The organism is Ureibacillus yapensis, assembly GCF_003515775.1.
In the GTDB taxonomy this organism is placed as follows: Bacteria; Bacillota; Bacilli; order Bacillales_A; family Planococcaceae; genus Ureibacillus; species Ureibacillus yapensis.
On the sequence record NZ_QWEI01000002.1, the window covers coordinates 287,982 to 312,975 of the forward strand.

Below are 24,994 nucleotides of genomic sequence, written 5' to 3' on the forward strand. Positions count from 1 at the left end.
TTGGATCATTTTTATATCTCTTGGACTAATCAACCACTGGGGGGAGAAGATTGTTAGTCAATCAGGAAACACATGCAACTTTGCAAAGATTTTCAAAACAATTACTTTCAGCTCAAAACAATCAACAAGTATTTCTGGCACTGCACCACTGCCTAAACCCTTTACCGTTCAAAATAGAATTTGGTGTTATGCAGAGGCAAAAGGATCAATCGCAATACCACTTTTTATACGGTCAACCAGATTTGCAGCAAAATAGTTGGTTTGATTTTTCTCTTTTTTCTTCTAATTTGGAACTCAATTCACTCGTCTTTTTGGCTGATATGGAAAATCCACGTGTCTGCGTTTATCGATTTCCCTTTATGAATAATGAGTTTTTCTTTATTTTTGTTTTTCATGAATGTTCTAGTGAGCTGCCAAATTATCTACTGGCCCTTCTGGAACTTGCTACACTTGCGTTGCAAAACCTTCACACCAATTTCTTAATGCAACGGCAAAATGATTCCCTGCACCTCCTTGTGCAAATGAATGAACTTACGGGACTTTTACCACTTAGACAAGCAATGGAAGAAGCCGTTGTCAATTTTGGAAAGTTGCTGGGGGATGCGAGAATCGGCATTATGCTGTTCGACGAGTCGACTTCTGAACTCGTGCTGCAAAAACCAGCGTTTGGTCATTGGGAAGAATCACTTATAAATATGTACCGTATTCCTTTAAACCGTGGGGGAAATGCAGTGCAAGTTTTTTTAACCGGGGAAGCAACATTGACGAATAATGTATACACCGAAGATAATTACTTAATTGAATATGTCAAGTTATTTGGTCATGATGTTGCGATTATGACGGTTCCATTAGCTGTAAGAAACAGAAGAATCGGCGTGATACATGTAGGAAAATCCACCGGCACTTTTTCCGGAGATGATTTACAATATTTCTCGCAATTATCAAAGCATCTAGGGGTTATTATTGAAGGTGCTCTCAAGATGGACAACAAACTATTACAACAATTTAAACGGCAGGATGTAGAATCTTTTATATGCAACCGCTTAATTCAGGACATATTAAAAGGAAATTTGGAAGATGAACACTATTGGTTCGAATACGGACACCTATTGCGGTTGCCCGTTGAACGGCCATTTAACACAATTTCTTTAACATTTTATACATCAAATTTACTGCCAATTACCTTAACCAAGTATGAAAAAATAATCTATCAAACCATCCGTAATTACTTTCCTATTTGCGGAATCTTAAATAATGAAGACAAGGTATATCTAATCATGACTTATCAAGAGAGCATAAATTTTAGGAAAATGCTTGTGTCACTTATTGAGTCCTTTGAGACGACCTTAACAAACCTGCTAAAAACAAAAGTTAAAGGAGCGGCTGGCATCGGCAGTGTGGCCAAAACACTGAAGGATATTTCTCTGTCCCATAAACGCGCAAATGTTGTGCTTAAATATGCACGTTTCTCTCCTAATCATATTTCTGTTTATCATGAAACAGCAGCGTGGAGCATGTTAGCCGAAGTGGCAATAAACCAGCCGGATATTGCCAAACAATTTGTTGCTACACATTTAAAGGAAGTGCATCAATTAAAGCCAGAACTGCAAGAAACCTTGGAATGCTATTTATTAAACGAACGGCGAATGAAAAAAACAGCGGAAGTTTTATTTATTCATCCGAATACATTGAAATTTCGAATTGAAAAAATTGAAAGTGAGTTAGAGATCGATTTGGAGGATTTTGAACAACGTTTGAACTTAATCGCCTCCTTTCGACTTGAAAAACTTCTGCAAAGTGTATAAAGTCGAATCCTTGAACTTTAACGTAAAAAAACGACACCAGCTTCTTTGGAAGAATACCGGTTGACTAAACCAGTTATCCAAAGAAAGGTGTCGCAATTTTTTTGAATAGTAGCCACCCCACTAGTGAAATCAGGGAGCAGACCATCGCCATGATTCCCAGCCCACTTATAAAATTAGGCCATGGCAATGTACCCAGTACCATTCCGAATGATCCCATTAATGTAAAGCCAAAATTAATCAGTGATGCAGCGGATCCAGTGTCCGAGTTTTGCTGGTTCAGCAATGTGTTGATTGCCAACGGACGTATCATGCTGGTAACGAAGGAAAATGGAATAAAGGATAGCAGCAATGCAATAGGTGCCAATTTTCCAAACAGCACCACGGCAACTCCGCTCAATAAGCAGAGGACAAAGCCGACAGTAAAAATGGAGGAAATCGGAAATTTATCGCCCAGCCTAATTGAAAGAATAGGGCCCAACATCAAGACAGCCGCATTTATGGCAAAATAAATGCTAAATCCGGACTCTGATAGATTAAAAAAGTCGATATAAATATAGGAACTTACCGCGATATATGCCATAAACACAGTGGATTGCAATGCGACAATCAATAATAAACTAATGAATATTTTATTTTTGCCAACTACAAACAATCTCCCTATACTTCCAATTACTTTCCCTTGAAAACGGTCTTCAGGTGGCAGCGCTTCTTTCATAAAGAGAGCAGCAACAAAACAACAAAAGCCAATTGCCGCCAAAATCCAAAACGTTACGCGCCATGAAGAAACCTCAATAACAAATGCCCCGATAATTGGCGCCAAGACAGGAGCCAGCATGGCCAGGGATTGAATCGTTGCCAGGATGACTCTGCGGTTGCGTCCATCAAAAAAGTCTTTCACAAGAGCCGTAGAAACTGCCACCATGCATCCCGCACCAAGCGCCTCAATAATCCGAAATGCAATCAGCTGCCAAATCGAACTCGCAATTGCACATAGCCCGCTTGAAACGGAATAAATCAACAGACCGGTAAGAAGGACTTTTTTTCGCCCATATTTATCACTCAAAGGACCAAAGAAAAGCATGCCAATCCCAAAAAAAAAGAAAAAACCAACCAGAGTAAAGTTCAGAACCCCCGCGCTTGTATAGAACACTTCTGTCATCGTTGGGATTGCTGGCAAGTACATATCTGTTGAAAGCGGCGCGGTCATATTCAGTATGGTAATCAGCATGATTAAACCTGTCTTTTTCAAATGATCCTTTTCTGCAGCTACAGTTGATGAAACCAAAACTAAATCCCCTTCCTTTTGACTCCGACTTTCCCACTTGAAGCTAATAACTGAATGAAATTTATCTATATTAATAATAACAATAAAAATTTATTTAATGTTAAAGAATTTTCATTCGAATTTATACGAAAATTTATACATTATGAGTAGTTCTTTTATTAATAGTGGTGGTTCACTGTCTCTTGCCTGGGTATCCTAAAGTTGAGAGGAGAAGATGCATAGATGCCACGAAAATTGATAAATGCCATTAAAGAGCACTCCCTGCCATTAAACGATCAAAGCCTGGACCGTATAATCGAAGCGATCGGCAATGCACGAATCGTCATGATTGGTGAAGCATCGCATGGTACATCGGAGTTTTATACAATCCGCGCGGAGCTTTCAAAAAAGTTGATTGAAGAAAAAGGCTTTAATGTTATTGCTGTTGAGGGAGACTGGCCATCAGCCCAAGCAGTGAATCGTTATGTAAAAGGCTATGGCGAAGAACCTGATTCAGCAAGAGAGCTACTGTTAAAATCCTTTCACCGCTGGCCTTCTTGGATGTGGGCAAATGAAGAGATCGAATCTTTTTTGGAATGGTTAAAGAAGAAAAACACATCATTGGACAAAAAGGTCGGATTTTATGGAATTGATTTGTATAGCCTTTACGAATCGATTGACGAAGTACTGAATTTTTTGTCCGAAAACCCAAAGTACAATGTAGACTTGGAACACGCAAGGAAAGCTTTTTCCTGCTTTGAACCCTATAACAGGATGCCGGAGCATTATTCCCTTTCCGCCGCTCATTTTACGGATGAATGCATCCATGAGGTATCCAGTTTGTTAAAGTCCCTCCGAAGCAATGAAGAACGGTATCCCGACAAATATGAGGAAGATTTAAATGTGATTATGAATGCGCTTGTTGCCAAAAATGCGGAAGCTTATTATCGGGAAATGATGAAGGATGCAAATTCATGGAATACACGGGATGAGCACATGGTTGAAGCCATTAATGAATTAGCCAATTATCATGGCGAGGATGCCAAAATCATCATTTGGGAACATAACACCCATATCGGGGATGCTTCCGAAACGAGCATGAAGAACGAACAAATGATTAACGTCGGTCAACTTATCAGGGAACAATATGGCAAGGACAACACATTTGCCGTGGGATTTGGGACGTATCAAGGTACAGTGATTGCGTCGGACCGATGGGGTGACCCTTTGCAAGTCATGGAAGTTCCTGCTTCAAAACTAAATACTTGGGAAGGACAGCTTCATGCGGCTAGCCAGGAAGATCAGGTCCTGCTATTTACCAATGAAAATCGGGAATTATTCAATGATTGGATTGGCCACCGCGCGATTGGTGTCGTTTATCATCCGGAATACGAAGCGTTTGGAAATTATGTTCCTTCCAGAGTCGGCAGCAGATATGATGCCTTCATATTTATTAATCATTCGAATGCACTAAGACCATTAAAAGAGTAAGCCGTTCGATTTTTTCGCACGGCTTTTCTTATGTTGGCAATTAATCCTATGCAGCTTATCCATCATTTAGTGATAACGAAACCATGCAGACCATTTATTGTTTGCATCTTTAGCAATAAACAGCTCTCCAAGGGACGCACTTTGTGCCGGAAGAAGCCTTGGAAACCTCAATCTTACAAACCAAGAATGCTCCGCAACCTTTTTGCCGCAAAAATTTATCGCCATGTGGTAATAAACTTCTTCATGACCTATAAGGCGTGGCATTGGTTCTATGACCTCAATTTTCCACTCTTTATAATCCAGGCTGGAACCATAAACTTTTGGAATAAGTTCATTTAAGACCTCAATCAGGTTGTCCTTATCTTTTACGCTTGTCTCCATAAGACTTTCGGGATTTGGACAATTTGGCGTTAGGCTGTTCCCTGATACGACCCCAGGAAATGTAAACGCAATCAGAATGAACAACATTGCTATTTTCTTCATTTTCTTCACCTCACCTTATTGTGAGTCAGTTCATGTTTTATATGAATGTAAAAGATTCAAGTGATCGAACATTTAAATTGGAATAAAATTACTATTATCCATCCAACTTTTTCCTTATGATAAGAATAAAAGTATAAGGGGAAAAAAATGAATTATTACATTAAGGTGATAGCTGGGTTCATTGTGCTGGATTTATTCTTGAACATGGGTATTGCGAAGTCAAATCTATTTTTGCTGCAGGTTTTGTTGGTTCTCTTATTTTTTCCACTATTAAAAGGAATTCTACTGTTCACCAAGGTAAAAGAGTTTAGAAATATCGGAATCAGCTTTCACCCAAAGTGGTGGAAAAACGTTGTGTTTGGGTTTATGATTGGTTTTTCATTTTGGCTGATGAAGTACTTGCTCTTTTATCTTTTTGGCGGTTTTGAAATAGCGAGCCATAAATCGTACTCAGACATAATCCTAACACTATTGAGGATCATGCTCACATTTTTGGTCGGGTCTTTTTTGAATGATATTGTCGTTCGAGGCTATGTATTTGGGCATTTAAAGGAGAGCATCCCGGTGAAATGGGTGTTTTTCATTTCACTTATCATTTATGTCCTGGACGACTCCTGGAATGAAGGATTCAGCATATCCAACATGCTGTTTTCTTTGATTCTCGGACTGTCGTTAACTTATGCGATTTATAAGACCGGTTCACTTTGGGCGGACACCGGCATCCATTGGGGCCTGAACGTCTGCTATGGAATCTTTAACGGAACCCTTGGCAGCTCAAATGGTGGAATCATCATAACCATACACGAACAACAATCCATGTTTCTAGAAATGATCAGCTATATTGTTCCTTTGATTATGTTTTTGTTTATATTGTTGATACGAAACCAGTTTGTACGACAAAACGGCTAGGTTTACTCTAGCCGTTTTTCCGTAGTATTTATTAATTGGAATTGACTGTTACTTAAAAGCAAAAAGCGAGGTACTAAACAATGTGCTATAGTTTCCTTTGTATTAATGAATTTACATATTCCACACTGTTCCCTACCGTATTGATCGGGATAGCATACCCAATGCCAAGATTCAAATTTTTTTGCATTTGTTTTAACAAAATTTGAATAAACTTTACGAGGTTGGCACCGCCAATGATCTCCATCTCTTTTGGCTTTGCCTGTTGAACTTCCGCCAAAAAATTGGAAAGCGCACCATGTTTTGCATTTACTATACCTACTAAATCCCCATCCACATTAAATAACGGTCCACCCGAATTTCCATAATTAATGGATGAATCAAGCCTAATTAATTCATAGCCATTCAACTCTTCAAATCCAGCGATATTTGCTGAAAGGGCAGTTATTTTTTTTATATTTAAAGGGAATCCAACGACAAATGCCTCCTGCCCAATTTTTACCGTTGAAGAATCACTCAAACTAACCCCTTTGCCAAGCGACTTACCCGCTTCCAAAATAGCAATATCTTTAATGGGATCATTAAAAATCACTTTGCATTTTTGAGCGTTATCTTGGCCTGAAAATCTGGCAATATTTATAAGATTGGGCTTAATGCAGTGGGAACAAGTTATGATTTTGGTGCCATCTCCAATAATGACACCTGATCCTGATGAAAGAATCTTCTTTTCTAGCGGACTATTGAGAACACAGATATTCACCACTGAGTCTTTTATTTCGTCAAATTGCTGTGAAAAATCCATTTTACTCCTCCTAAACTATCCTCTCCCTTTCTATGTAGTATATGAAATAATGCAATTACTGTTTTTCCCTGTAAATGGATCGTTTGTCCCGTTATTTTTAAGACAACATAACTACACCTTTATGGACTTCTTACTGTTTTAATAATTCATCCCTTTCTTTTTGAACGTCTGCCTGTCTTTCCTCATCACTCATGAAGTAACGATAGCCTATTTTTGTTAATTGTATATTTTTATATCCAGTTACTTCCGCATCCGAATAAACATCACCTGTGAGAAAACAATTTAATCTTAGCTTATTAATAGCACTTAATATTTGTAGTTCAACGGATTCAAAACCATTCGCCTTAACTAGGAAATCGGTTCTTCCATTTTTTATTTCTTCAAATATTCCAATATCAAAACCAGTTAACTCTACATTCATCAACTTAACCCCCATTTATATTAGTACTATTAGAAATGGTAATGGAAATCGTTGGATAAGTCTAACACTTTTTAGAAGATATTTGAAAATTTGAAAAAACTATCATATTATTATATTGTAAGATTTTGCTGTGGGAAGAAGGGAAATTATGAAAAAAGGGATGTTATTGACAACTGCATCTTTATTAGCAGGATTGGCTTTATATTTAGTTCACGTTCAATTTTTTGTATTTTATTCATTTCTCTCTCGGCAGGTGAACTACATCCAGCACTAATTAAAATTAAACTGATAATAAAAATTTTCTTTATTGATTATATCTCATCAACACTTTACATCAGCTTGGATCAGCCTTCTCATTTGTGTACAAACCCTTACAATCTTATCTATGACTTAACATAAATATCCAATTTATTCATTGAATATTATTCCAAAAAATGGCCCTTATCATGAAGAAAAGGCACACTTATTATTCTTGAAATGCGCCCTATTACTTAATATTTATAATATGAAAGGGGTGTTTTAAGCCATTTCCCTTGTTATTTGAAGATATCTTTCGTTTTTGAACATTTCTAGAGCGACTTTCCGAATTCCTTCTTATATCCCTCCCCCTCTACTCCCCAATAAAAAAAGCTTGTTCAATCAGACTCACCGGCTTTTAAACATGTTAAATCACATTTAATATTCTTCTATGCCACTTTTTCTAGACTGTAATACTTCAACAATTCGAAATAATAATGATTCTAGCTCGCCTTTAGTTTGGAATGTATATGTATAGCCATAATTCGATTTTAGTGTGTTATTCTCTACCTTTCTCGGAAACCTTCTTAATGCCGTACTTTTAAGAGGTTTAGATGTCACGTCCACCAACTTCTTTGCCTGTTCAATCAACAAAGGATGAACAGCTATTGTAGGAGTTACGTTATCTAACAGATAAACGTATGCCTCAGTGTCTTCTTCCTCAAACTCCTTATGTTTGAATTCAGCAGCCTTTTTTGACAAATTTTTCCGTTCAAGATTTACTTTTTCAAATGTAGCTTGAAATCTTTCTATCGGGACACTACGTTCACTATTATTAATGCGATTGGGGCCTATTCGAGCATTTATTTTCCTCTCTTCTTTGACTGAGATTTGTTGTTGCTTCTTTTCTTGCTTTAGTTGTTCCAGTTGTATTTCAATCTCGGCAACCCTCTCTTGATATTCATCCATCCATTTCTTCACAATATGAGGATCTTGAATTTGTTTAGAGGGCAATTCATACTCAGGGGCAATAAATGTATGGCTAACATAAACTTCCGTATACCAAACACTCAGATCAAAAAGGACCTGATGGGCTTGTTTTGCCACTTCTAGATCCATATCTGTAACTTGATGCACTGCAATATTGCCATTTTTTCTTATGTATTCGAATTTTTTATAAATTTCATCTTGAATAATGTCATGTTTATACAATCTGTTTATCTTTTCCCACTGTTTCAGAGGGTACACTTCATTCATATTTTCTTGCTCAAAAATCATTGAAACTAATGTTTCTCCAAACAAGCGCGCCTTCATCATGGCTTCTTGTGGTTGGTCCCATAAAAGGTCCTCTACACGTAATGCCAACTCTTCTAGCGTACTAGAAAATTCCCCAAGAAAATTAAATATACTTGACTTCATTCACTTTCTACTTCCTTTCCTTTAATCTTCTATTAGTTTATCATTTATTTTATTTGAATCATTTTGAATTGACAAACTGATGTGCTTCTTTTCGTTTACGTTCAAGCTGCAAAATTGTTTCAACTAATAAAACAAAAGAAATTCTTCTTGTTACTCGGTAATATGGCACTATTACTGAAAAAGGCACAATTCTTCTTCAAGAATAGCGCGCTAAGAATGATAAAATAGTTAATGTAATGGAAGATATAGAGTTGTTGTACCAAGAGGATTGGGGTATCTCAGTCCTCTTTTATATTAAAGTAGAAGAGAGGTAAACTATGGATAGGAAAAGAATAAGTAAGAGAAAGAAGAATGTACCAAAAACACCATCACCTTCCAACTCCGTAAAGGATAGTAAAAGTAGGGAAGAGGAGGAAAGAAGGGCAAAGAGAGCACCCTTTTGGGCATTCGGTTGTTTAGGGAGTATGTTTTTAGGTATGGTAGCAATTTTTCTCTATGACACGTACCTATTGGATTATATGGAGGAAACGAACTGGTTAACACCACAAATAAATCTGTTCTTCTCCATGTTTATTTTCTTTTTAGTGATAGGACTCTTGTTATTCTCAGGGTTATTTTTTAAAGAGGGACGTAAAAAGGTAGGTACTTACATAGCCGCACTAATTGGGGTTGGGGTACTTTGGTTAAGTTCTGAAGCCTACACCGATGGAAAAGAGGCAATAGATGACATGGAAGTTTACAAAAACGGAAACTATGCCACGGTGACAGGGATAATTGAAGACTACAGATTATACAGACCAAAAAGAGGAGGAAGTAGCTACATAACATCAGTAACCATAAACGGAACCGATTATGATGTCGAGGGGTATATTGGTATTGATGAAGCCAAGCAAGGGGTAGGTAAACTGAAACTAAAGATACATTACCTACCCAAATCCAAATTTGCTATGATAGTAGAGTTTTATGACGAGAACGGTGAAGTAACAAAGGTGGTTGATAAACGTACCCTGAAAGCACTTGAACAAGAATAGTGATTTACATTCACATGTAAAGTTTCTAATGCAGTCGGTTTAAGTAATGACTTTAGTGGAATCAACTTTACATATAAACCCTGTACTAAAGTACAAGGTAAAGGGTATTTTAAAATTATTTTTATTGGACTAAACGGCCTGTTAGTTTAAGCACATTTGTTCACAATCTAATTTCGATTTTAACATGAATATTCAGCTTTAAATTGGAAGTCTTATTCAATCTGGCCCTTTAGTTGAAGAAGGCACAATTCCTTTTCAAGGATTGCGCCCCCATTGTGGAATAACTAAAAAAAATAATTTAGTCATGAAGTTATTTAATCTTCTTTCGCTACACGATAAACTGCGTAAACCAGGCAATATAATTTGCGCCGGGAATGAATAATAATTGTGCTAAAAGTGTTCCTAATAATCTTGATGTTACCATCATTATCGAAGCACTTTTTAAAGTAACATAACTGCCCTTTTGGTTGATTACATCGTCTGCAAGAATTGATATTTTAGGGTCAATAAAGACAATAAGCAAGATTGTCGCTATACCATTCACTAAACCCGATGCCATAACAGCAGTTGTTTCTCGTTCAGGTACAATCAACGATGCATAAAGTGCAGATAGAACTCCGATTGTATAAATTGCTGTAATCAACATGTTTATGAAGAATAATTTAATCGGGATATCTCGCCAGTTCATACCTTTTAAATAAGCATATCTAGGTAGATGAATATGTTTCTTTGCACGTCTTAAATAAGGAATTGTAAACCCTTTTTTCAACAATGCCGGAATCGATCCCCGCTCCTCGGCTAAATGAACGATTGCCCTTGAAAAAACCGCAATAAATGTCGGCAATAAAAGCACACCGATTAATGTGCCGATTGTTGCAGAACCAATTAGAATTCGATATTGGCTTTCCACAAATTCTAAAGCATTCTCTTTTGGTGCTTTATCAATCAAGCTCCCTGTAAAAGGCTGCTGCATCATGTTCGCCAACCTTGAAATCATTACCATCACATTAAATAAGGAAAGTGCCGATGCTAATAGTTTCAATCTTGCCCCTGATAAACGGACTGAATATGCTAAAGTTTCGATTGAATGTATGATTAAAATAAACAATGCAATCATTATTAATTGTGTTGTGAAAAATTCCAAAAACATTACCTACTCTACTTTTATTTGCTAGAAAAGCTCCCGATATCTTGTCTATTTCTACCATTTACTTTATACCAACGAAATATAAATAGAAATTGTTTCCATCTCCCTCGGAACAGACAATACTCAATTGAATCCTTACCATTTTCAGTTCAGTTCCTTATTGAACAAACCTGTCCAATATTTCAAGTACAAACCTTCACAATATCTATTTTGCTTTAAATTTGTTATTCAATATGGCCCTTATATAGAAAATGGCACTACCCTAAATTCAAGGATAGCGCCCGATTGTTGAATAACTTTTTTATAAAATTTAGCTTTATTTAATCATTTACAATGTAGTTATAAATAGTTACCCAAACAAAATATTCAAAAATAATAAAATCATGACATTAATAAATAAAGGCACTCACTAATGAAGATTATTATGAAAAGGTTGGAGCAGGAAATTCATCTATTCGCATACGAAGTAAACTATAGGGTTTTTTCCGTAGGTCTCTTCCATAATGAAATCTTGCCTGCCGGTGTAATTGGTTCACAATGACATATAAATATTGATCGGGGCCAATCGAAAAAGTATCCGGCCATAAAATTCTTGGGTCATGTGCTATGGTTTCCATTTCACCATTCGGCAATATCTTCCGGATACTGTTGTTTTCATAATCTCCCGCATAAACTGTTCCTTTTCCGCCGGTGATCATTCCATCAGACGCACCTTTTTCCCCCCAATACTGCACATATTGGGATAAATTCATGTCCTGTATGCTTCTGTCTCTTAGGGCTTCTGTTGAGATTGAGAACAGTTGACGGCTGGTTAGCGGAGCATAATATAAAACCTTTCCATCAGGAGAAATCGCTAAACTATCGGAAGCCAATCTAAATGGGAAAGTCGAGCCGTCCGGGTTTCGATTCATCAAAATTTGACCTTCAACTTTTGGTAAAAAATAGGGATCAGGTGAAGTTGATATTGCCCCATTTAACCGTCTAAACGCGTTCCCATTATCTAAATCTACGACGACAATAGCCCCTGGTCCTCTGGAAGAAGAATCCGTTATATATGCATACCCTGCTCCCCCAACCCGAAAATCCAAACGGACATCATTCAAATAAGTTGTTGGCAAGACAACATCTTCTGTAAAGGTATATATTCTCCTTATAGTATTTGTGCTTAAATCAACAGCAACTAATTTTGCTCCCCCTTGAACAGGGGGAGCAAAATTCGGTGCCCCTGTATCTAGTACCCAAAGTGTTCCTCTTCCATCAGCAACGATACTTTGGACACTGACGAAAGACATTGTAATATTACCGGTATTAACCAAATTGGTTTCTAAACTGGGATAAGGCTGCAATTCACCCTCTACAATTTCCGCAACAGTAAACTGAACGTCGTCTCCCCATTTCGGAAAGCAAACAAAAATACGACCGGTTTCGGAAACGCTGACACCTGTAGGCATAGCCCCATAAAAAGCATGCACCAGTTCAAACTGCCCAAAATATTTTTCCATAGGTAACATAGGTTGCATGATATCCTCCTCATCAAATTCGAACGGATATCAACTATATATGATGAAAAAATTTTTTAGTGCCTGGTTCTTGGTAAATTTCCATAGCGATGGATGCTGTGGGCAGCTTCCCATTATTAAATATGTTGGTTTCAATAACGCTAGATGAAATTTATTTAAGAACCTCATTTACTTATAATCGTTCAGCATGGTTTGATACATAGCTCATGGCCCTACTAAATTGAGTAAGAGGGAGGGAGGGATTAAGTCCCCCGGCCACTCACAACCGTACGTATGGTTCCGTACACTACGGTTCAATTAAGATGAATAGCGCAGAGATTCAAATACCCGCAGACTTTCAGCCACGCTTTCCTAGTAGGAATAGCCAATGTTTATTGTAATATGTGATTATTTGAAACGCGAAGTATGCCTTTACTGGTATTCTCCGACTCGAAGCCTTTTTTCGTATTGCAATCTCTCCTAATCCATCTATTTAGCAGCTTGAAAATGTAAGGTGTAGCTGCGAGCGCAAAACCCGCACTAAAAATGAAAAATCAATCGCTGCCTTTAACTTTGTCTAAAGTCTAAAAGCCACCTTTAGGTGGCTTTTAAGTCTGTTCTTTTATCTTCCCATTGACATATATTTCATAGAGAATGAAATGACTGCTCATAAGTCGATACGGTTTATTTAGATAAGCTTTTCGATGGGAGTAAATTAAAAAGCCTTCTTTTAAGTTCAGTCAGTTTCAATTCCACCAACTCCCTATAAAATAAAAACAACCAATGAATAAAAAAATTCATTGGTCATTAACTAAAAGTTTATTGGTTTAAAAATTGATGTTGAGTTTAAAATAGCAAAGTTTATTGGTTCTCCATCCCCTACAAACCCTGCTCCTATCACTTTCAAGAAGCTACCAATTCAATACGGATTTTATCCGCGATCATCGCGATGAACTCTGAGTTTGTCGGCTTTGATTTTAAATGGTGCACCGTGTAGCCGAACATTTGAGAGATAGATTCATAGTTTCCGCGGTTCCAGGCCACTTCGATGGCATGGAGGATTGCGCGCTCCACACGTGAAGGCGTTGTTCCGAATTTTTTCGCGATTTCCGGATATAATATTTTTGTAACAGAGCCCAATAATTCGATATCATAATAAACCATTTGGATGGCTTCGCGTAAATAAGAATAGCCTTTGATATGCGCCGGAACACCGATTTCTTTAATAATAGCCGTAATCGTTGTGTCAAGCTGGCGTTGATTTACCTTGGCTTGTCCTTCCGGTTGAAGTATGCTTTGTCGCTTTACATTATCTGTTTTCTGTCCTGCACAATGAAGGATTTTTTGAACCAACTGATCGAATTCGAATGGTTTCAACATGAAATATGATGCCCCATATGTTACAGCTTGTTTCATGACATCTTCTTGTCCAAACGCAGTAAGCATAATTACTTGCGTTTTTGCCAAACGATCATCACTATACATTACTTCCAGGACGCCTAACCCATCAAGATGCGGCATGATAATATCGAGAAGTAAAACGTCCGGCTGGAATTCTTCCAACATTTTAATGCAGAGCTTTCCATTGGAAGCAGTTGCCACTACTTCAATGTCGTTATGATTTTCAAAATACTGTTCCATTGTTCTCACTAAATCGCGGTTATCGTCGGCAATTGCCACTCTTACTTTCGCCAAAAAAATGCCCCCTTTATTTTTAAACCCCATCTATTTTTCTTTTTTAAGCATCTTATCTAATTTATGCCATAAAGTTACTCTACTTGACAACTATAATTTCGACAATTTTTAGTCAAAACCTTCTATTATTAATAAAATAATCAAGTAGACCGATTGTTTCAAGTTTAATCGACAAAATTTTTAGCAATTCAAACAAATAGGTATAATTTTCCTAGACATACTGTTGTTTATGTAAAAATCGAACATATGATAAGAAAAAAATGTACAATCCCATTGAATTGTACACTTTTTTCTCCTTGCTTACTTCGGTGTTTTTTTCAACATTTCGGTTACAGTAATGGCTGCACCTTTTGACGGATGTTCAACAAACATATGAGTTACGGCTCCAACAAATTTGCCATTCTGAATCACAGGGCTTCCGCTCATGCCCTGAAGAATGCCCCCTGTTTTTTCGAGCAATTCCTTATCGGTGACAACAAATTGAAGAACATTATCTTCAATTTTAATGATATCAACGTCAAATGCTTCTACTTCCGAGCCTTCGATTGCTGTATAGATCTCCGCCTTGCCCAAGGCGATTTCTTCGTTATTCATAATTTCGATTGGTTTGCGCAAACTGTCTTTTATATCGCTTTCCCAGCTGCCAAAAATTCCGTACAGGTCATTTGATTTCACATTCCCAAGGCGAACGTTGTTATTTTCGATTACCGATATTTTGTAGCCCGGATTTCCTGGACTGCTTTTCTTTATTTGTTCAATGGAGGCCAAAAAAATCGCTCCATTTTTAAATTCAGGTGGTTCCTTTAATACACCATCAATGATTTGGTGTCCTAAAGCGCCGTACTGCTTCGATTCGGGATCTATAAAGGTTAATGTTCCTATGCCATCGGTTTCATCCTTTAAGAAGGGCAAGATGTTGTTTGCTTGTTCACTTGTTAAAGAAATATCACGCTGTTCTTGTGCTTTTTGCCTAACGGTTAACGTCAGCTTGGAGGAATCCAATTGTAGTTTCATTTTCTCCAAAGAAGTTACATTTGTTCCGTTTACTCCTGTTATAACGTCACCTTTTTTTAACCACTGACCATTTGGTAATAACACATCATGTGCAACATAAATAAATGGCAATTGTAACTGTATGCCGATGGATTCACCCATTGGAATTAATTTTTTCGCCAAGGCTTCCCCGTTCGGCGACAAAATGAATACCAAGAGCAAGGCCATAGACAACAGATTACGCAAATGGCACTTCATGGTCCACCTCCTTTAAGATTTGTACATTTACTATGTGTCACTTGTACTTCATTAATGAGAGGTAAATATTTGTTCAGCATTTTTTCTTTTCCTAAAAAGCGTGAGATAAAAGGGCCCGTCAAAAAGTGACGACCCCTTCAAATCTTATGCAAATTGGTTTTTCATTTCTTGTTTTCTAATATCCGCCAGTTTCAATAATTCCGAAGCATGCTGCAACGTAAGGTCCGTTATTTCTGAACCACTCATCATCCTGCTGATTTCCTCTATGCGATTTTGGATATTAATATTGGAAACCGTCGTATACGTCCGATTCTGTTCCACCTGTTTTTTAATCAAGTAATGCTGGTCGGCCATCGCGGCCACTTGTGGCAAGTGGGAAATGCATAGTACTTGGGACGAAATTGAGATGGCAGCAATTTTCTCGGCAATTGCCTGGGCAACGCGACCGCTGACACCCGTATCCACTTCATCAAAAATAATGGATGTGATTCCATTGGATGAAGAAAAAATCGTCTTTAAAGCAAGCATAATACGGGATAATTCTCCGCCGGACGCAATTTTAGGCAATGATTTCGGCGGTTCGCCGACATTTGTCGAGATATAGAATGATACATAGTCTTTACCATTTGTATCAAAACTATGTAAGGAATCAAAATTTACGATAAATTTTGCTTTTTCCATATGTAAATCGCGAAGTTGTTCCATAATGGCATCGCTTAATTTAACCGCGCTTTGTTTCCTGATTTTCGTTAGATCAAGCGCCAGCTTTTCCAAAGTATCTTCCATTGCTTTAATTTTTTTCTCGTTATTTTGGATGGTTTCATCGCGGTTTTGCAATTGAATCAGTTCATCCTGAATTTTATCAAAATACTCAAGGATTTCTTCAACGGTCGTACCATATTTCCTTTTCATGGATTGATATTGCGCCAAACGTTGTTCAACATCATTCAATCGATTTGGGTCAAACTCTAAATCATCGAGTACACTTTTAATTTGATGCGCGGCATCTTGCAGCGCATAAAAAGAGGAATTGACGGCTTCAGATGCATCCTTGAATTGGTCATCCAGCTCGACAACATCTTCCAATGCACTCATTGCATCTCCAATATTATCCAAACCCTTTAATTCACCGGAAATTGATTCGTAGGCGATGTTTGCACGTTCGAAAATTTTATGGAAATTGGATAGCCGTTTCCGTTCTTCCAGCAATTGTTCCTCTTCGCCAATTTTCAAACTTGCTTCTTCCAATTCGTTAATCTGGAATTGGTATAAGTCAATTCTTTGCGCAATTCTTTGTTCGTCCATGCTGATTGCGGCAATTTCCCGTTTAAATTCGCGATATTCTTGGTACTTTTCAATGTATTGTTGTTTCACGTCACCAAGGTCACCGGCTGCAAAATGATCCAGCAAATCGATATGCCTTTTTTCATCCATCAATTCCTGGTTTTCATGCTGTCCATGAATATCAATCAAGGTGGAGCCAATTTCACGAAGAACGGATAAAGGCACCAATTTCCCGTTCACGCGGCATACGCTTTTACCGCTATCGTTTAAGTCACGGCGTAAAATAATTGTCCCTTCTTCACATTCCACTCCGTATTCTTCCAATTTGGAGTAGGTGGGATGCTGATCATTTAAAATTGTAAAGAGACCCGTTAATTCAGCCTTTTTAGCGCCATGCCGGATAAATTCTAGAGAAGCTCGTCCACCCGCCAATAAGTGAACTGCATCAATAATGATTGATTTCCCTGCCCCTGTTTCCCCGGTCAGAACAGTCAACCCATCAGAAAAATCAACGGTTAAGTCATCAATAATTGCAAAATTACGGATACTAAGTTCCTTTAACAAAAAAATCACCTCTACAATTGGCTTTATACAAAAAATACCCCACTGCAAACTAATTTAAATCATCGTTTCCAAATCATGGTACTTTCCGGAATATCGTTAAATTAAATTTAAAAGGCGTTCTTTCAGAATTTCACGATCTTCTTCACGGCGGCAGATGATTAAAATGGTATCATCCCCGGAAAGGGTTCCCAAAATTTCGTTCCATTCCAAATGATCCAATAATACCGCAATTGCATTCCCATTACCAGGCAGCGTTTTCAACATTAGAAAATGAGAAACTCCATCAATGCTTACAAACGAATCAGTCAAAGCTCTTTGCAGTTTTTGCAGAGGATTAAAACGTTGATCGGCCGGCAGACTGTATTTATATCGTCCATCTTGGAGCGGGACTTTAACCAGGTGCAGTTCTTTAATATCACGGGAAACGGTTGCTTGCGTCACGTTATAACCAGCATCTTTCAGACAATCCACCAAGTCATCTTGTGTTTCAATTTCATTATTCGTAACAATTTCACGAATGCGCATATGGCGTTGGCCCTTATTCATTCCGCTCACCTCATATGAATATTTATGTATATTTATACTACCACTTTCACCAAAAAACGACAAGAAAAAGAGGGAGTCTCATAAAATGAGACTCCCTCTTTTCTGCGCCGAAAGCGCAGCGACAGGTGCAAAAATTCTAAGGAAATAACCATTGAAAGAGCCAAATCATGAGACTCCCTCTTTTCTGCGCTGAAAGTGAAACGACAGGCGCAAAAATCCTTAAGAAATAATTATTGAAAGAGCCAAAAAAATTCATGAGACTCCCTATTTTCTGCACCGAAAGCGTAGCGACAGGCACAAAAATCCCTATAATTTCTTTCTCTCTATTTATCCAACTCACTATGCGCCGCATCGACTACCGCTTTAAAGTCTGTGAAAGGCGGCGCTTCTTGTCCATCTTCCGGATTGACCAGATGGAAGAGAAATTCAATATTCCCTTCCCCACCCGTTATGGGTGAATACGAAGCATCCTTCACAACAAATCCAATTTCCGTTGCCATCCGCGCGGTTCCTTCCAGAACTTCCAAGTGGACTTTTGGATCACGGACGATCCCTTTTTTTCCGACTTTTTCTTTCCCTGCCTCAAATTGAGGTTTAACAAGGGCCATGACATCACCGCCAGGCAACAGAATCGTCTTTAAGACCGGCAATATCAGCGACAATGAAATAAAGGAAACATCAATCGTTGAAAATTCGGGCAAGCCTTCCGTAAAGTCTTCGGGCTTGGAATAGCGGAAATTGGTCTTCTCCATTACCGTAACACGTTCATCAGAGCGGATTTTCCAGGCTAACTGGTTGGAACCTACATCCAGTGCATAGCAGTGCTTGGCGCCATTTTGCAGCGCGCAATCCGTGAAACCTCCAGTTGAGGAGCCAATATCGAGCATTAATTTTCCTTCAACCGTCATATCGAAAATTTCCAAAGCTTTTTCCAGTTTCAAGCCTCCGCGGCTCACATATTTCAATTGTGAACCTTTTACTTGAAGCGGGGCATCCACTGGTATTTTTTCTCCGGCTTTATCGATTCGTGTTTCATTTGTATAGACAAGGCCTGCCATAATCGAGCGCTTTGCTTTTTCCCGGGTTTCACATAACCCCCGTTCCACCAATAAAATATCCACTCGTTCTTTTATTTGCTTTGTCATACGTATTTTGTACCCTCAATTTTTTTAATTTTTACGAGTTGTTGGATACGTGCGACTGCTTCTTCTTTCGTTAAGTCGATTTCTTCCAGCAGTAAATCGACGCTTCCTTGTTCGATAAATAGATCTGGAATACCCATACGCTCAACCTCTACATCTAAATAGTCGTTATCGCTGGCAAATTCCAGTACTGCACTGCCGAATCCTCCTTGCAAAATGGCCTCTTCAATTGTTAAAATCGGCGTTTTTGCTGCAAACAATTGATGCAGCATGGCTTCATCCATCGGTTTAATAAAGCGTGCATTCACTACTTGTACATCAATTCCTTGCTCGGCCAGGATGTTGGCTGCATCTAAAGCCATTGAAATCGTTGTACCGAATGTTAAGATACAAGCATCCTTGCCTTCTTTTAAAACTTCCCAGCTGCCAATTGGAATAGTTGTCATTTCTTCATCCATCGGCACGCCCAATCCATTGCCGCGAGGATAACGCAATGCAATCGGTCCGTCGTTATACTCAACCGCTGTTTTTACCATATGCTGCCCTTCATTTTCATCTTTTGGCATCATTAATACCATATTCGGCAAATGTCTCAAAAAGGCAATATCAAATACTCCTTGATGGGTTTCTCCGTCTGCCCCGACTAATCCCGCACGGTCAATGCCAATGAATACATTCAGGTTGGCTCTGGCAATATCATGCAGCACTTGGTCATAGGCACGTTGAAGGAATGTTGAATAGATGGATAAATACGGCTTCATTCCTTGTGTTGCCAAGCCTGCAGCCATTGTTGTGGCATGTTGTTCCGCTATTCCCACATCAAAGAAACGGCTAGGGAAATCGCGCTGGATGCCTTCCATTTTCGAACCTACCGGCATAGCTGGTGTAATGGCCACAATGCGTTCATCTGTTTCCATCAATTTTCGGACAGATTCCGAAATCAGGCTGCTCCATCCAGGTCCTTTTGCTTTTGATTTAACGAAATCACCTGTTTCCATTTTATATGGACCTGTTCCATGCCATGTACCGATTGTATCTTCCTCGGCTGGCTTGTAGCCTTTTCCTTTTTTCGTAATTACATGAACAAGGACCGGCCCTTTTACTTTTTTGGCATATTCAAGCGTTTTGTCCAACGCTTCAAAATCATGTCCATCAATCGGACCTAAATAAGTAAAGCCCAATTCTTCAAAGAAAGCGCCGCCTGAAACAACTAAATATTTTAAGCTATCTTTCAGTCGTTCCGCTGTACTTGCCACTTTTCCGCCCAACAAAGGAATCTTTTTCATGAGCACTTCGATATCTTCTTTTGCTCTGGAATACTCTTTTGCTGTACGGAGGCGTCCCAAGATATTGTGCAATGCACCAACATTCGGGGCAATCGACATTTCGTTGTCGTTTAAAATGACAATCATGTTCGTTTTTTCATGACCGATGTGATTCAGTGCTTCCAGTGCCATACCACCCGTCAAGGCACCGTCTCCAATTATCGGAACCACATGGTTTGCTTCCCTTTTGATATCGCGGGCAACCGCCATTCCCATGGCCGCTGAAAGGGAAGTCGAACTATGTCCCGTTTCCCATTCATCATGTTCGCTCTCGGCTCTTTTAGGAAAGCCGCTTAACCCCTTAAATTGACGCAACGTATCAAACTGCCCGGCACGGCCAGTCAAAATTTTATGAACATATGCTTGGTGTCCAACATCCCATATAAACTTATCTTTTGGGCTATTGAATGCTTTATGCAAAGCAATCGTCAGTTCTACCACACCGAGATTCGGGCCAATATGTCCACCTGTGATTGAGCATTTCTCAATCAGAAAAGAGCGAATTTCCCTGCTTAAGGATTCGAGCTCCTTATTGGTCATTTTTTTCAAAAAGGATGGACTGGTAATTTTAGTTAAATCCATCTCTCACACACCTTTTCATTCTTTTTATTCTTGAAAAGCGGAAAACGCCCGCTTAGCTCCGCGTCGACGAAAATATCACGTCCTGTGGAATCGCGCCCTCCACTGTCAAAAAAAACGTATAGTCTATTATAACAGTGGAAGCAGCTATTCAAAAGAACTTCCTCTCATTAGCTGCTTCTTTTGATAATATACTCTGCAAGTTCTTCCAATAACGTTGTGTCTCTTTCAATTGATTGTAACGTACGAATAGCTTGATTATAATGATTTTCCAATTTTTCTTTTGCTCCGTCGAGTGAAAGAAGTGCAGGATATGTACTCTTATGGCTCTCCAAGTCTTTTCCTGCCGTTTTTCCTAGCTCTTCGCTTGTTCCTACAATATCCAGAATATCATCTTGGATTTGGAATGCCAGCCCAATATGATCGGCATATTCTACCAACGCTTTTCTTTCGCTGTCAGTTGCATCCGACAAAACGGCACCTGACTCTATGCTGAATCGCAGCAAAGCCCCCGTCTTGTTTCGGTGCACCTTCTCAAGCTCAGACAAATTTAATTGGCGGCTCTCACCGTCTATGTCCAGCACTTGCCCGCCGACCATTCCTTCTGCACCGGCAGCAACACTTAGTAAGTTGATTAATTCTACTCGTTTCTCCGGATTCACTGCCTGCATTCTGGCAAGAACACCAAAACTCAATGAATTTAAAGCATCCCCTGCCAAAGTCGCCAATGCTTCTCCGTAAACAACATGGTTTGTTGGTTTCCCACGTCGCAACTCATCATCATCCATGCTCGGCAGATCATCATGGATCAATGAATATGTATGGATCATTTCCACTGCGGCACCAATCGTGAATGCTTCCTGCTGTTTATTATGGAACATTTCGCAAACGGCTAATACAAATAGAGGCCGAATTCTCTTTCCACCAGCTTTTAATGAATAGAGCATCGATTCCTTTAATTGTGCCGGAGCTGAAATTCGTTCAACCAGAGAATAGAGCTCTTCTTCTAATTTGGGTAAATTTAGCTTCATAAATTCAGTTAAATGGTTTGTCATAATTAGTCCTCTCCGTTTGCCGATTCAAATGGTTGTTTTTCACCTTGATCATTCACGATTGAAATTAATTGTTTTTCTGCATTTTGTAATTTTTGATGGCAATATTGGGATAATTCCATCCCTTTTTTATACAAATCAATCGCTTCCTCCAAAGGCACGTCCCCTTGTTCGAGTTTACGCACGATTTCTTCTAGTTCTGACATGCTTTGGGCAAATGGCTGTTGGTTCTCCACTTTTTATTTCCCTCCTTTTTGGTCGGTGATTGATACGATTTTGGCCTGCGCCACTCCATCATGGAAATGAATAGAAATTTCATCATCGCGAGAAATTTTTGAGATTGAATTAACCACTTCGTCTTCTTTATAAGCAACACTATAACCCCTTGTCATTATCGCCAAAGGATTCAGTGCTTGGAGTGTACGAACATTGGATAAATATTGATCTTTTTTCTTATCTAGATGCTGTGAAATCGATCGTGATAGCAATCTTGTCAATTGTTCAATTTGTTTGTAGTTCGATTGAATCTCATTTTGCGGAGAATGCAATTTGATTGTGCTCTCCAATTTTTGAAGTTCACTTGTTTTTTTCATCAAAAACATCTGGGATGCCCTTCCGAGCTGCATATCCAATTGAATAATCCGCTCTGTAAAAGGACGATAAAGACGTTCCGGTGTTGCTAATGGATAAGCATTTTGCAGTTTATTTAAACGGCTTCTTTCGTATTGCAGCCTGGATGACATCATTTGGTGCAGTTGGGATCTTGAGCTCAAAATCCGCTGAATCAATTCCTGCTGGTTCGGTACTGCCAGTTCTGCGGCCGCTGTCGGAGTAGGCGCACGCAAATCCGCGACAAAATCAGCAATTGTTGTATCCGTTTCATGCCCTACCGCACTAATGATTGGTATGCGGCTCTCGAAAATTGCCCGGGCAACGATTTCTTCATTAAACGCCCATAAATCCTCAATTGAACCTCCACCGCGTCCCACGATTAAGACGTCACAGAATTGCTGTTTGTTCGCTAACTGTATATTTCCAACAATATTAGGGGCTGCATGATCACCCTGCACAACTGTTGGATAAATTAGGATTTCCGTTTGTGGGTAGCGTCGTGAAATGGTTGTGCAAATATCCCGGATGGCGGCTCCTGTTGTTGCCGTCAGTACACCAACCGTTTTCGGGAATGCTGGAATGGGCTGTTTAAAATTCGGGTTAAATAAACCTTCTTTTTGCAGTTTTTCTTTCAATTGATTAAACGCCACGAACAAACCGCCTATGCCATCCGGTTCCATGACATTTGCATAAAGCTGGTAGTTCCCCGAAGCTTCATAAACGGAAACTTCCCCTCGGATATAAACTTGCATCCCCTCTTCAGGCCTGAATTTCAATTTACTTGCCTGGGTACGGAACATGGCAGCATTTATTCGGGCCCCATCGTCTTTCAGCGTAAAGTAGATATGCCCTGAAGTATGTATTTTGACATTCGATAATTCCCCTTTTACGTAGACTTCACGCAAATGCGGATCTGCATCAAATTTTCTTTTAATATATTTTGTTAGTGCTTTTACCGTTAAATAAGAAGACGCTGACATTGACTCGGCTCCTTCTTTCGATTAGATTTCATTCCAAAAGAAAAGCTGTTTCTCTATACATCATTCTCCCTGATGAGTGAATGGATGTTTTAAGCGGAAGTTTATATGTATACTCATCCGCGCAGAAAAACAGCTTCAGTTTCTTATATATATTTTACATGTTTTTAGATGATTTGTCCTGTGAAAGCGATTTTTCGGCTGATTGAACCGTATTAAATAGCAGCATCGTTATCGTCATTGGTCCAACGCCACCGGGAACAGGAGTGATATGGGACGCAACTTGCTCTACTTCCGCAAAATGGACATCCCCTATTAATTTGTTATTGTCGTCTCGGTTAATCCCAACGTCAATAACGACAGCACCAGGTTTTATGTGCTCTTTTGTAATAAAATTCGGCTGTCCAACAGCAGCAATTAGAATATCGGCTTGTCTCGTAAAGGACGGCAGGTCTTTTGTTTTTGAATGTGTATATGTAACAGTGGCATCTTTTTGAAGAAGCAGTTGTCCCATTGGCTTTCCTACAATGTGGCTGCGGCCCACAATCACTGCATGTTTGCCGGCAATGTCAATGCCAGAGTATTCAAGCAGCTTCATCACTCCAAAAGGAGTACAAGGCAAAAATGTTTCTTGGCCCAGAATCATTCTCCCGACACTTATTGGCGAAAAACCATCCACATCTTTTTCAGGCGAAATCGTTGCAATGACTTTGTCTTCATCAATATGTTTTGGCAGTGGCAGCTGCACCAAGATTCCATGGATGCTTTCGCGAGTATTCAGTGACCGAATTTGATCAAGCAATTCCTCTTCCGACACTTCTTCAGGCAATTTAATCAGCTCGGAATAAATTCCGATTGCTTCGCAGGATTTTTGTTTATTTCGCACATACGTTTGTGAAGCAGGATTTTCTCCCACTAAAATGACCGCTAAACCCGGAGTAACACCCTGTTCTTTTAACTCTGCCACTCGTTTTTCGACAGATTTGCGGATTTCTTGTCCAATTTCTTTACCATTGATAATTACAGCCGACATTTTTGATACTTCCTTTCATGATGACTATTGTTCTGTGAATTTTGAGAGTACACCATTTACAAATTTGCTTGATTTTTCGTCACCGAAAGTTTTGCAAAGTTCGATTGCTTCGTTTAATACAACCCGGCTTGGAGCATCTTGCATATATTGTAATTCGTATACCGCCATTCTTAGTATAGTTCTTTCGATTTTAGGCAATCGGCCCAATGACCAATTTTCGAGGTTTTTTGTTAGTTGGTCATCAATTTCCTGTTGATTTTCAGTCACACCATGTACCAGCTGCTCAAAAAATAAGTCCGATTCCTCTTCTTCTAGTACGTGGCCAATTGCTTCCTGTAGTGTTAGATCGATTGTGTTATCTAACTGAAACAGTACTTGCACAGCTTTTTCGCGCGCATCATGTCGTTTCATGCATAAATCTCCTTCATT

Annotated in this window: 22 protein-coding genes and 1 pseudogene; 4 read left to right on the forward strand and 19 right to left on the reverse strand. The window is 39.0% G+C overall.

All coding sequences use genetic code 11. The annotated features are described in order from the left end of the window. Positions 1-50: 50 nt before the first annotated feature. Positions 51-1,805, forward strand: a complete 1,755-nt coding sequence (locus D1B33_RS06095) for a helix-turn-helix domain-containing protein (RefSeq protein WP_118875484.1) — start codon at positions 51-53, stop codon at positions 1,803-1,805. Positions 1,806-1,878: 73 nt separating this feature from the next. Here the strand turns inward: D1B33_RS06095 and D1B33_RS06100 are convergent, their stop codons facing one another. Continuing rightward, positions 1,879-3,090, reverse strand: a complete 1,212-nt coding sequence (locus tag D1B33_RS06100) for a Bcr/CflA family efflux MFS transporter (RefSeq protein WP_199677365.1) — start codon at positions 3,088-3,090, stop codon at positions 1,879-1,881. 222 nt (positions 3,091-3,312) lie between these two features. On the opposite strand from D1B33_RS06100, the gene D1B33_RS06105 reads away from it, so the two are divergent. Further along, positions 3,313-4,560, forward strand: coding sequence for an erythromycin esterase family protein (locus D1B33_RS06105; protein WP_118875485.1), 1,248 nt, complete (start codon positions 3,313-3,315; stop codon positions 4,558-4,560). A gap of 66 nt (positions 4,561-4,626) precedes the next feature. Here D1B33_RS06105 and D1B33_RS06110 read toward each other — a convergent pair whose 3' ends face one another. Next, positions 4,627-5,043: a hypothetical protein gene (locus D1B33_RS06110; protein WP_118875486.1), complete on the reverse strand. Its 417-nt coding sequence runs from the start codon at positions 5,041-5,043 to the stop codon at positions 4,627-4,629. Between the two features lie 147 nt (positions 5,044-5,190). Here D1B33_RS06110 and D1B33_RS06115 point away from each other — a divergent pair, with 147 nt between their 5' ends. Beyond that, on the forward strand, positions 5,191-5,952 hold the full coding sequence (locus tag D1B33_RS06115; RefSeq protein ID WP_118875487.1) for a CPBP family intramembrane glutamic endopeptidase: 762 nt from the start codon (positions 5,191-5,193) through the stop codon (positions 5,950-5,952). Between the two features lie 85 nt (positions 5,953-6,037). Here D1B33_RS06115 and D1B33_RS06120 read toward each other — a convergent pair whose 3' ends face one another. The 3 genes from D1B33_RS06120 to D1B33_RS06130 all read right to left on the reverse strand — a co-directional run bounded on the left by D1B33_RS06120 (position 6,038) and on the right by D1B33_RS06130 (position 8,828). Continuing rightward, positions 6,038-6,751 carry a S1 family peptidase gene (locus D1B33_RS06120; protein ID WP_118875488.1) on the reverse strand — a complete coding sequence of 238 codons (714 nt, stop codon included), beginning with the start codon at positions 6,749-6,751 and terminating at the stop codon, positions 6,038-6,040. A 130-nt stretch (positions 6,752-6,881) separates the two neighbouring features. Continuing rightward, positions 6,882-7,172 (reverse strand): hypothetical protein, encoded by a 291-nt coding sequence (locus tag D1B33_RS06125; protein WP_118875489.1) that lies wholly within the window; start codon positions 7,170-7,172, stop codon positions 6,882-6,884. A 675-nt stretch (positions 7,173-7,847) separates the two neighbouring features. Further along, positions 7,848-8,828, reverse strand: coding sequence for a DUF4145 domain-containing protein (locus D1B33_RS06130; RefSeq protein ID WP_118875490.1), 981 nt, complete (start codon positions 8,826-8,828; stop codon positions 7,848-7,850). Positions 8,829-9,145: 317 nt separating this feature from the next. Here D1B33_RS06130 and D1B33_RS06135 point away from each other — a divergent pair, with 317 nt between their 5' ends. After that, positions 9,146-9,859, forward strand: a complete 714-nt coding sequence (locus tag D1B33_RS06135) for an MFS transporter (RefSeq protein WP_118875491.1) — start codon at positions 9,146-9,148, stop codon at positions 9,857-9,859. Here the strand turns inward: D1B33_RS06135 and D1B33_RS18815 are convergent. The 14 genes and pseudogenes from D1B33_RS18815 to nusB all read right to left on the reverse strand — a co-directional run. Further along, positions 9,844-9,930: pseudogene (locus D1B33_RS18815) on the reverse strand (putative iron-sulfur cluster-binding metallochaperone); the annotation flags it as partial. The gene D1B33_RS06135 and the pseudogene D1B33_RS18815 overlap by 16 nt on opposite strands. A 257-nt stretch (positions 9,931-10,187) precedes the next feature. Beyond that, on the reverse strand, positions 10,188-10,976 hold the full coding sequence (locus D1B33_RS06145; RefSeq protein WP_118875776.1) for a lipid II flippase Amj family protein: 789 nt from the start codon (positions 10,974-10,976) through the stop codon (positions 10,188-10,190). Between the two features lie 452 nt (positions 10,977-11,428). Continuing rightward, entirely contained in the window at positions 11,429-12,526 is a 1,098-nt protein-coding gene (locus tag D1B33_RS06150) for an L-dopachrome tautomerase-related protein (RefSeq protein ID WP_118875492.1), read from the reverse strand. Positions 12,527-13,408: 882 nt separating this feature from the next. Then, positions 13,409-14,200, reverse strand: a complete 792-nt coding sequence (gene spo0A, locus D1B33_RS06155) for a sporulation transcription factor Spo0A (protein ID WP_118875493.1) — start codon at positions 14,198-14,200, stop codon at positions 13,409-13,411. A gap of 300 nt (positions 14,201-14,500) precedes the next feature. Continuing rightward, positions 14,501-15,451 carry a SpoIVB peptidase S55 domain-containing protein gene (locus tag D1B33_RS06160; protein ID WP_118875494.1) on the reverse strand — a complete coding sequence of 317 codons (951 nt, stop codon included), beginning with the start codon at positions 15,449-15,451 and terminating at the stop codon, positions 14,501-14,503. Between the two features lie 144 nt (positions 15,452-15,595). Beyond that, positions 15,596-17,299 (reverse strand): DNA repair protein RecN, encoded by a 1,704-nt coding sequence (gene recN / locus D1B33_RS06165; RefSeq protein WP_118875495.1) that lies wholly within the window; start codon positions 17,297-17,299, stop codon positions 15,596-15,598. A 96-nt stretch (positions 17,300-17,395) separates the two neighbouring features. Beyond that, positions 17,396-17,845: a transcriptional regulator AhrC/ArgR gene (gene ahrC / locus D1B33_RS06170; protein ID WP_118875496.1), complete on the reverse strand. Its 450-nt coding sequence runs from the start codon at positions 17,843-17,845 to the stop codon at positions 17,396-17,398. 323 nt (positions 17,846-18,168) lie between these two features. Next, complete coding sequence (locus D1B33_RS06175; protein ID WP_118875497.1) at positions 18,169-18,990, reverse strand: TlyA family RNA methyltransferase; 822 nt, start codon at positions 18,988-18,990, stop codon at positions 18,169-18,171. Next, positions 18,987-20,894 carry a 1-deoxy-D-xylulose-5-phosphate synthase gene (dxs, locus tag D1B33_RS06180; protein ID WP_118875498.1) on the reverse strand — a complete coding sequence of 636 codons (1,908 nt, stop codon included), beginning with the start codon at positions 20,892-20,894 and terminating at the stop codon, positions 18,987-18,989. Before dxs ends, D1B33_RS06175 begins: the two co-directional genes overlap by 4 nt. 167 nt (positions 20,895-21,061) lie before the next feature. Then, positions 21,062-21,946 (reverse strand): polyprenyl synthetase family protein, encoded by an 885-nt coding sequence (locus D1B33_RS06185; protein ID WP_118875499.1) that lies wholly within the window; start codon positions 21,944-21,946, stop codon positions 21,062-21,064. A gap of 2 nt (positions 21,947-21,948) precedes the next feature. Continuing rightward, positions 21,949-22,179, reverse strand: coding sequence for an exodeoxyribonuclease VII small subunit (xseB, locus tag D1B33_RS06190; RefSeq protein WP_147370381.1), 231 nt, complete (start codon positions 22,177-22,179; stop codon positions 21,949-21,951). 3 nt (positions 22,180-22,182) lie between these two features. After that, positions 22,183-23,535, reverse strand: coding sequence for an exodeoxyribonuclease VII large subunit (gene xseA, locus D1B33_RS06195; protein ID WP_118875500.1), 1,353 nt, complete (start codon positions 23,533-23,535; stop codon positions 22,183-22,185). Positions 23,536-23,689: 154 nt separating this feature from the next. Further along, positions 23,690-24,565 (reverse strand): bifunctional methylenetetrahydrofolate dehydrogenase/methenyltetrahydrofolate cyclohydrolase FolD, encoded by an 876-nt coding sequence (gene folD / locus D1B33_RS06200; protein WP_118875501.1) that lies wholly within the window; start codon positions 24,563-24,565, stop codon positions 23,690-23,692. Between the two features lie 24 nt (positions 24,566-24,589). Next, the gene (gene nusB, locus D1B33_RS06205) at positions 24,590-24,976 is read right to left on the reverse strand and encodes a transcription antitermination factor NusB (protein ID WP_118875502.1); all 387 of its coding nucleotides are present in this window, start codon (positions 24,974-24,976) and stop codon (positions 24,590-24,592) included. Positions 24,977-24,994: the final 18 nt, after the last annotated feature.

Coding starts and splice junctions, on each gene's coding strand:
- D1B33_RS06105 (WP_118875485.1), top strand. CDS start 3,313: ATGCCACGAAAATTGATAAATGCCATTAAAGAGCACTCCCTGCCATTA.
- D1B33_RS06110 (WP_118875486.1), bottom strand. CDS start 5,043: ATGAAGAAAATAGCAATGTTGTTCATTCTGATTGCGTTTACATTTCCT.
- D1B33_RS06115 (WP_118875487.1), top strand. CDS start 5,191: ATGAATTATTACATTAAGGTGATAGCTGGGTTCATTGTGCTGGATTTA.
- D1B33_RS06120 (WP_118875488.1), bottom strand. CDS start 6,751: ATGGATTTTTCACAGCAATTTGACGAAATAAAAGACTCAGTGGTGAAT.
- D1B33_RS06125 (WP_118875489.1), bottom strand. CDS start 7,172: ATGAATGTAGAGTTAACTGGTTTTGATATTGGAATATTTGAAGAAATA.
- D1B33_RS06130 (WP_118875490.1), bottom strand. CDS start 8,828: ATGAAGTCAAGTATATTTAATTTTCTTGGGGAATTTTCTAGTACGCTA.
- D1B33_RS06135 (WP_118875491.1), top strand. CDS start 9,146: ATGGATAGGAAAAGAATAAGTAAGAGAAAGAAGAATGTACCAAAAACA.
- D1B33_RS06145 (WP_118875776.1), bottom strand. CDS start 10,976: ATGATTGCATTGTTTATTTTAATCATACATTCAATCGAAACTTTAGCA.
- D1B33_RS06150 (WP_118875492.1), bottom strand. CDS start 12,526: ATGCAACCTATGTTACCTATGGAAAAATATTTTGGGCAGTTTGAACTG.
- D1B33_RS06160 (WP_118875494.1), bottom strand. CDS start 15,451: ATGAAGTGCCATTTGCGTAATCTGTTGTCTATGGCCTTGCTCTTGGTA.
- ahrC (WP_118875496.1), bottom strand. CDS start 17,845: ATGAATAAGGGCCAACGCCATATGCGCATTCGTGAAATTGTTACGAAT.
- D1B33_RS06175 (WP_118875497.1), bottom strand. CDS start 18,990: ATGACAAAGCAAATAAAAGAACGAGTGGATATTTTATTGGTGGAACGG.
- dxs (WP_118875498.1), bottom strand. CDS start 20,894: ATGGATTTAACTAAAATTACCAGTCCATCCTTTTTGAAAAAAATGACC.
- D1B33_RS06185 (WP_118875499.1), bottom strand. CDS start 21,946: ATGACAAACCATTTAACTGAATTTATGAAGCTAAATTTACCCAAATTA.
- xseA (WP_118875500.1), bottom strand. CDS start 23,535: ATGTCAGCGTCTTCTTATTTAACGGTAAAAGCACTAACAAAATATATT.
- folD (WP_118875501.1), bottom strand. CDS start 24,565: ATGTCGGCTGTAATTATCAATGGTAAAGAAATTGGACAAGAAATCCGC.
- nusB (WP_118875502.1), bottom strand. CDS start 24,976: ATGAAACGACATGATGCGCGCGAAAAAGCTGTGCAAGTACTGTTTCAG.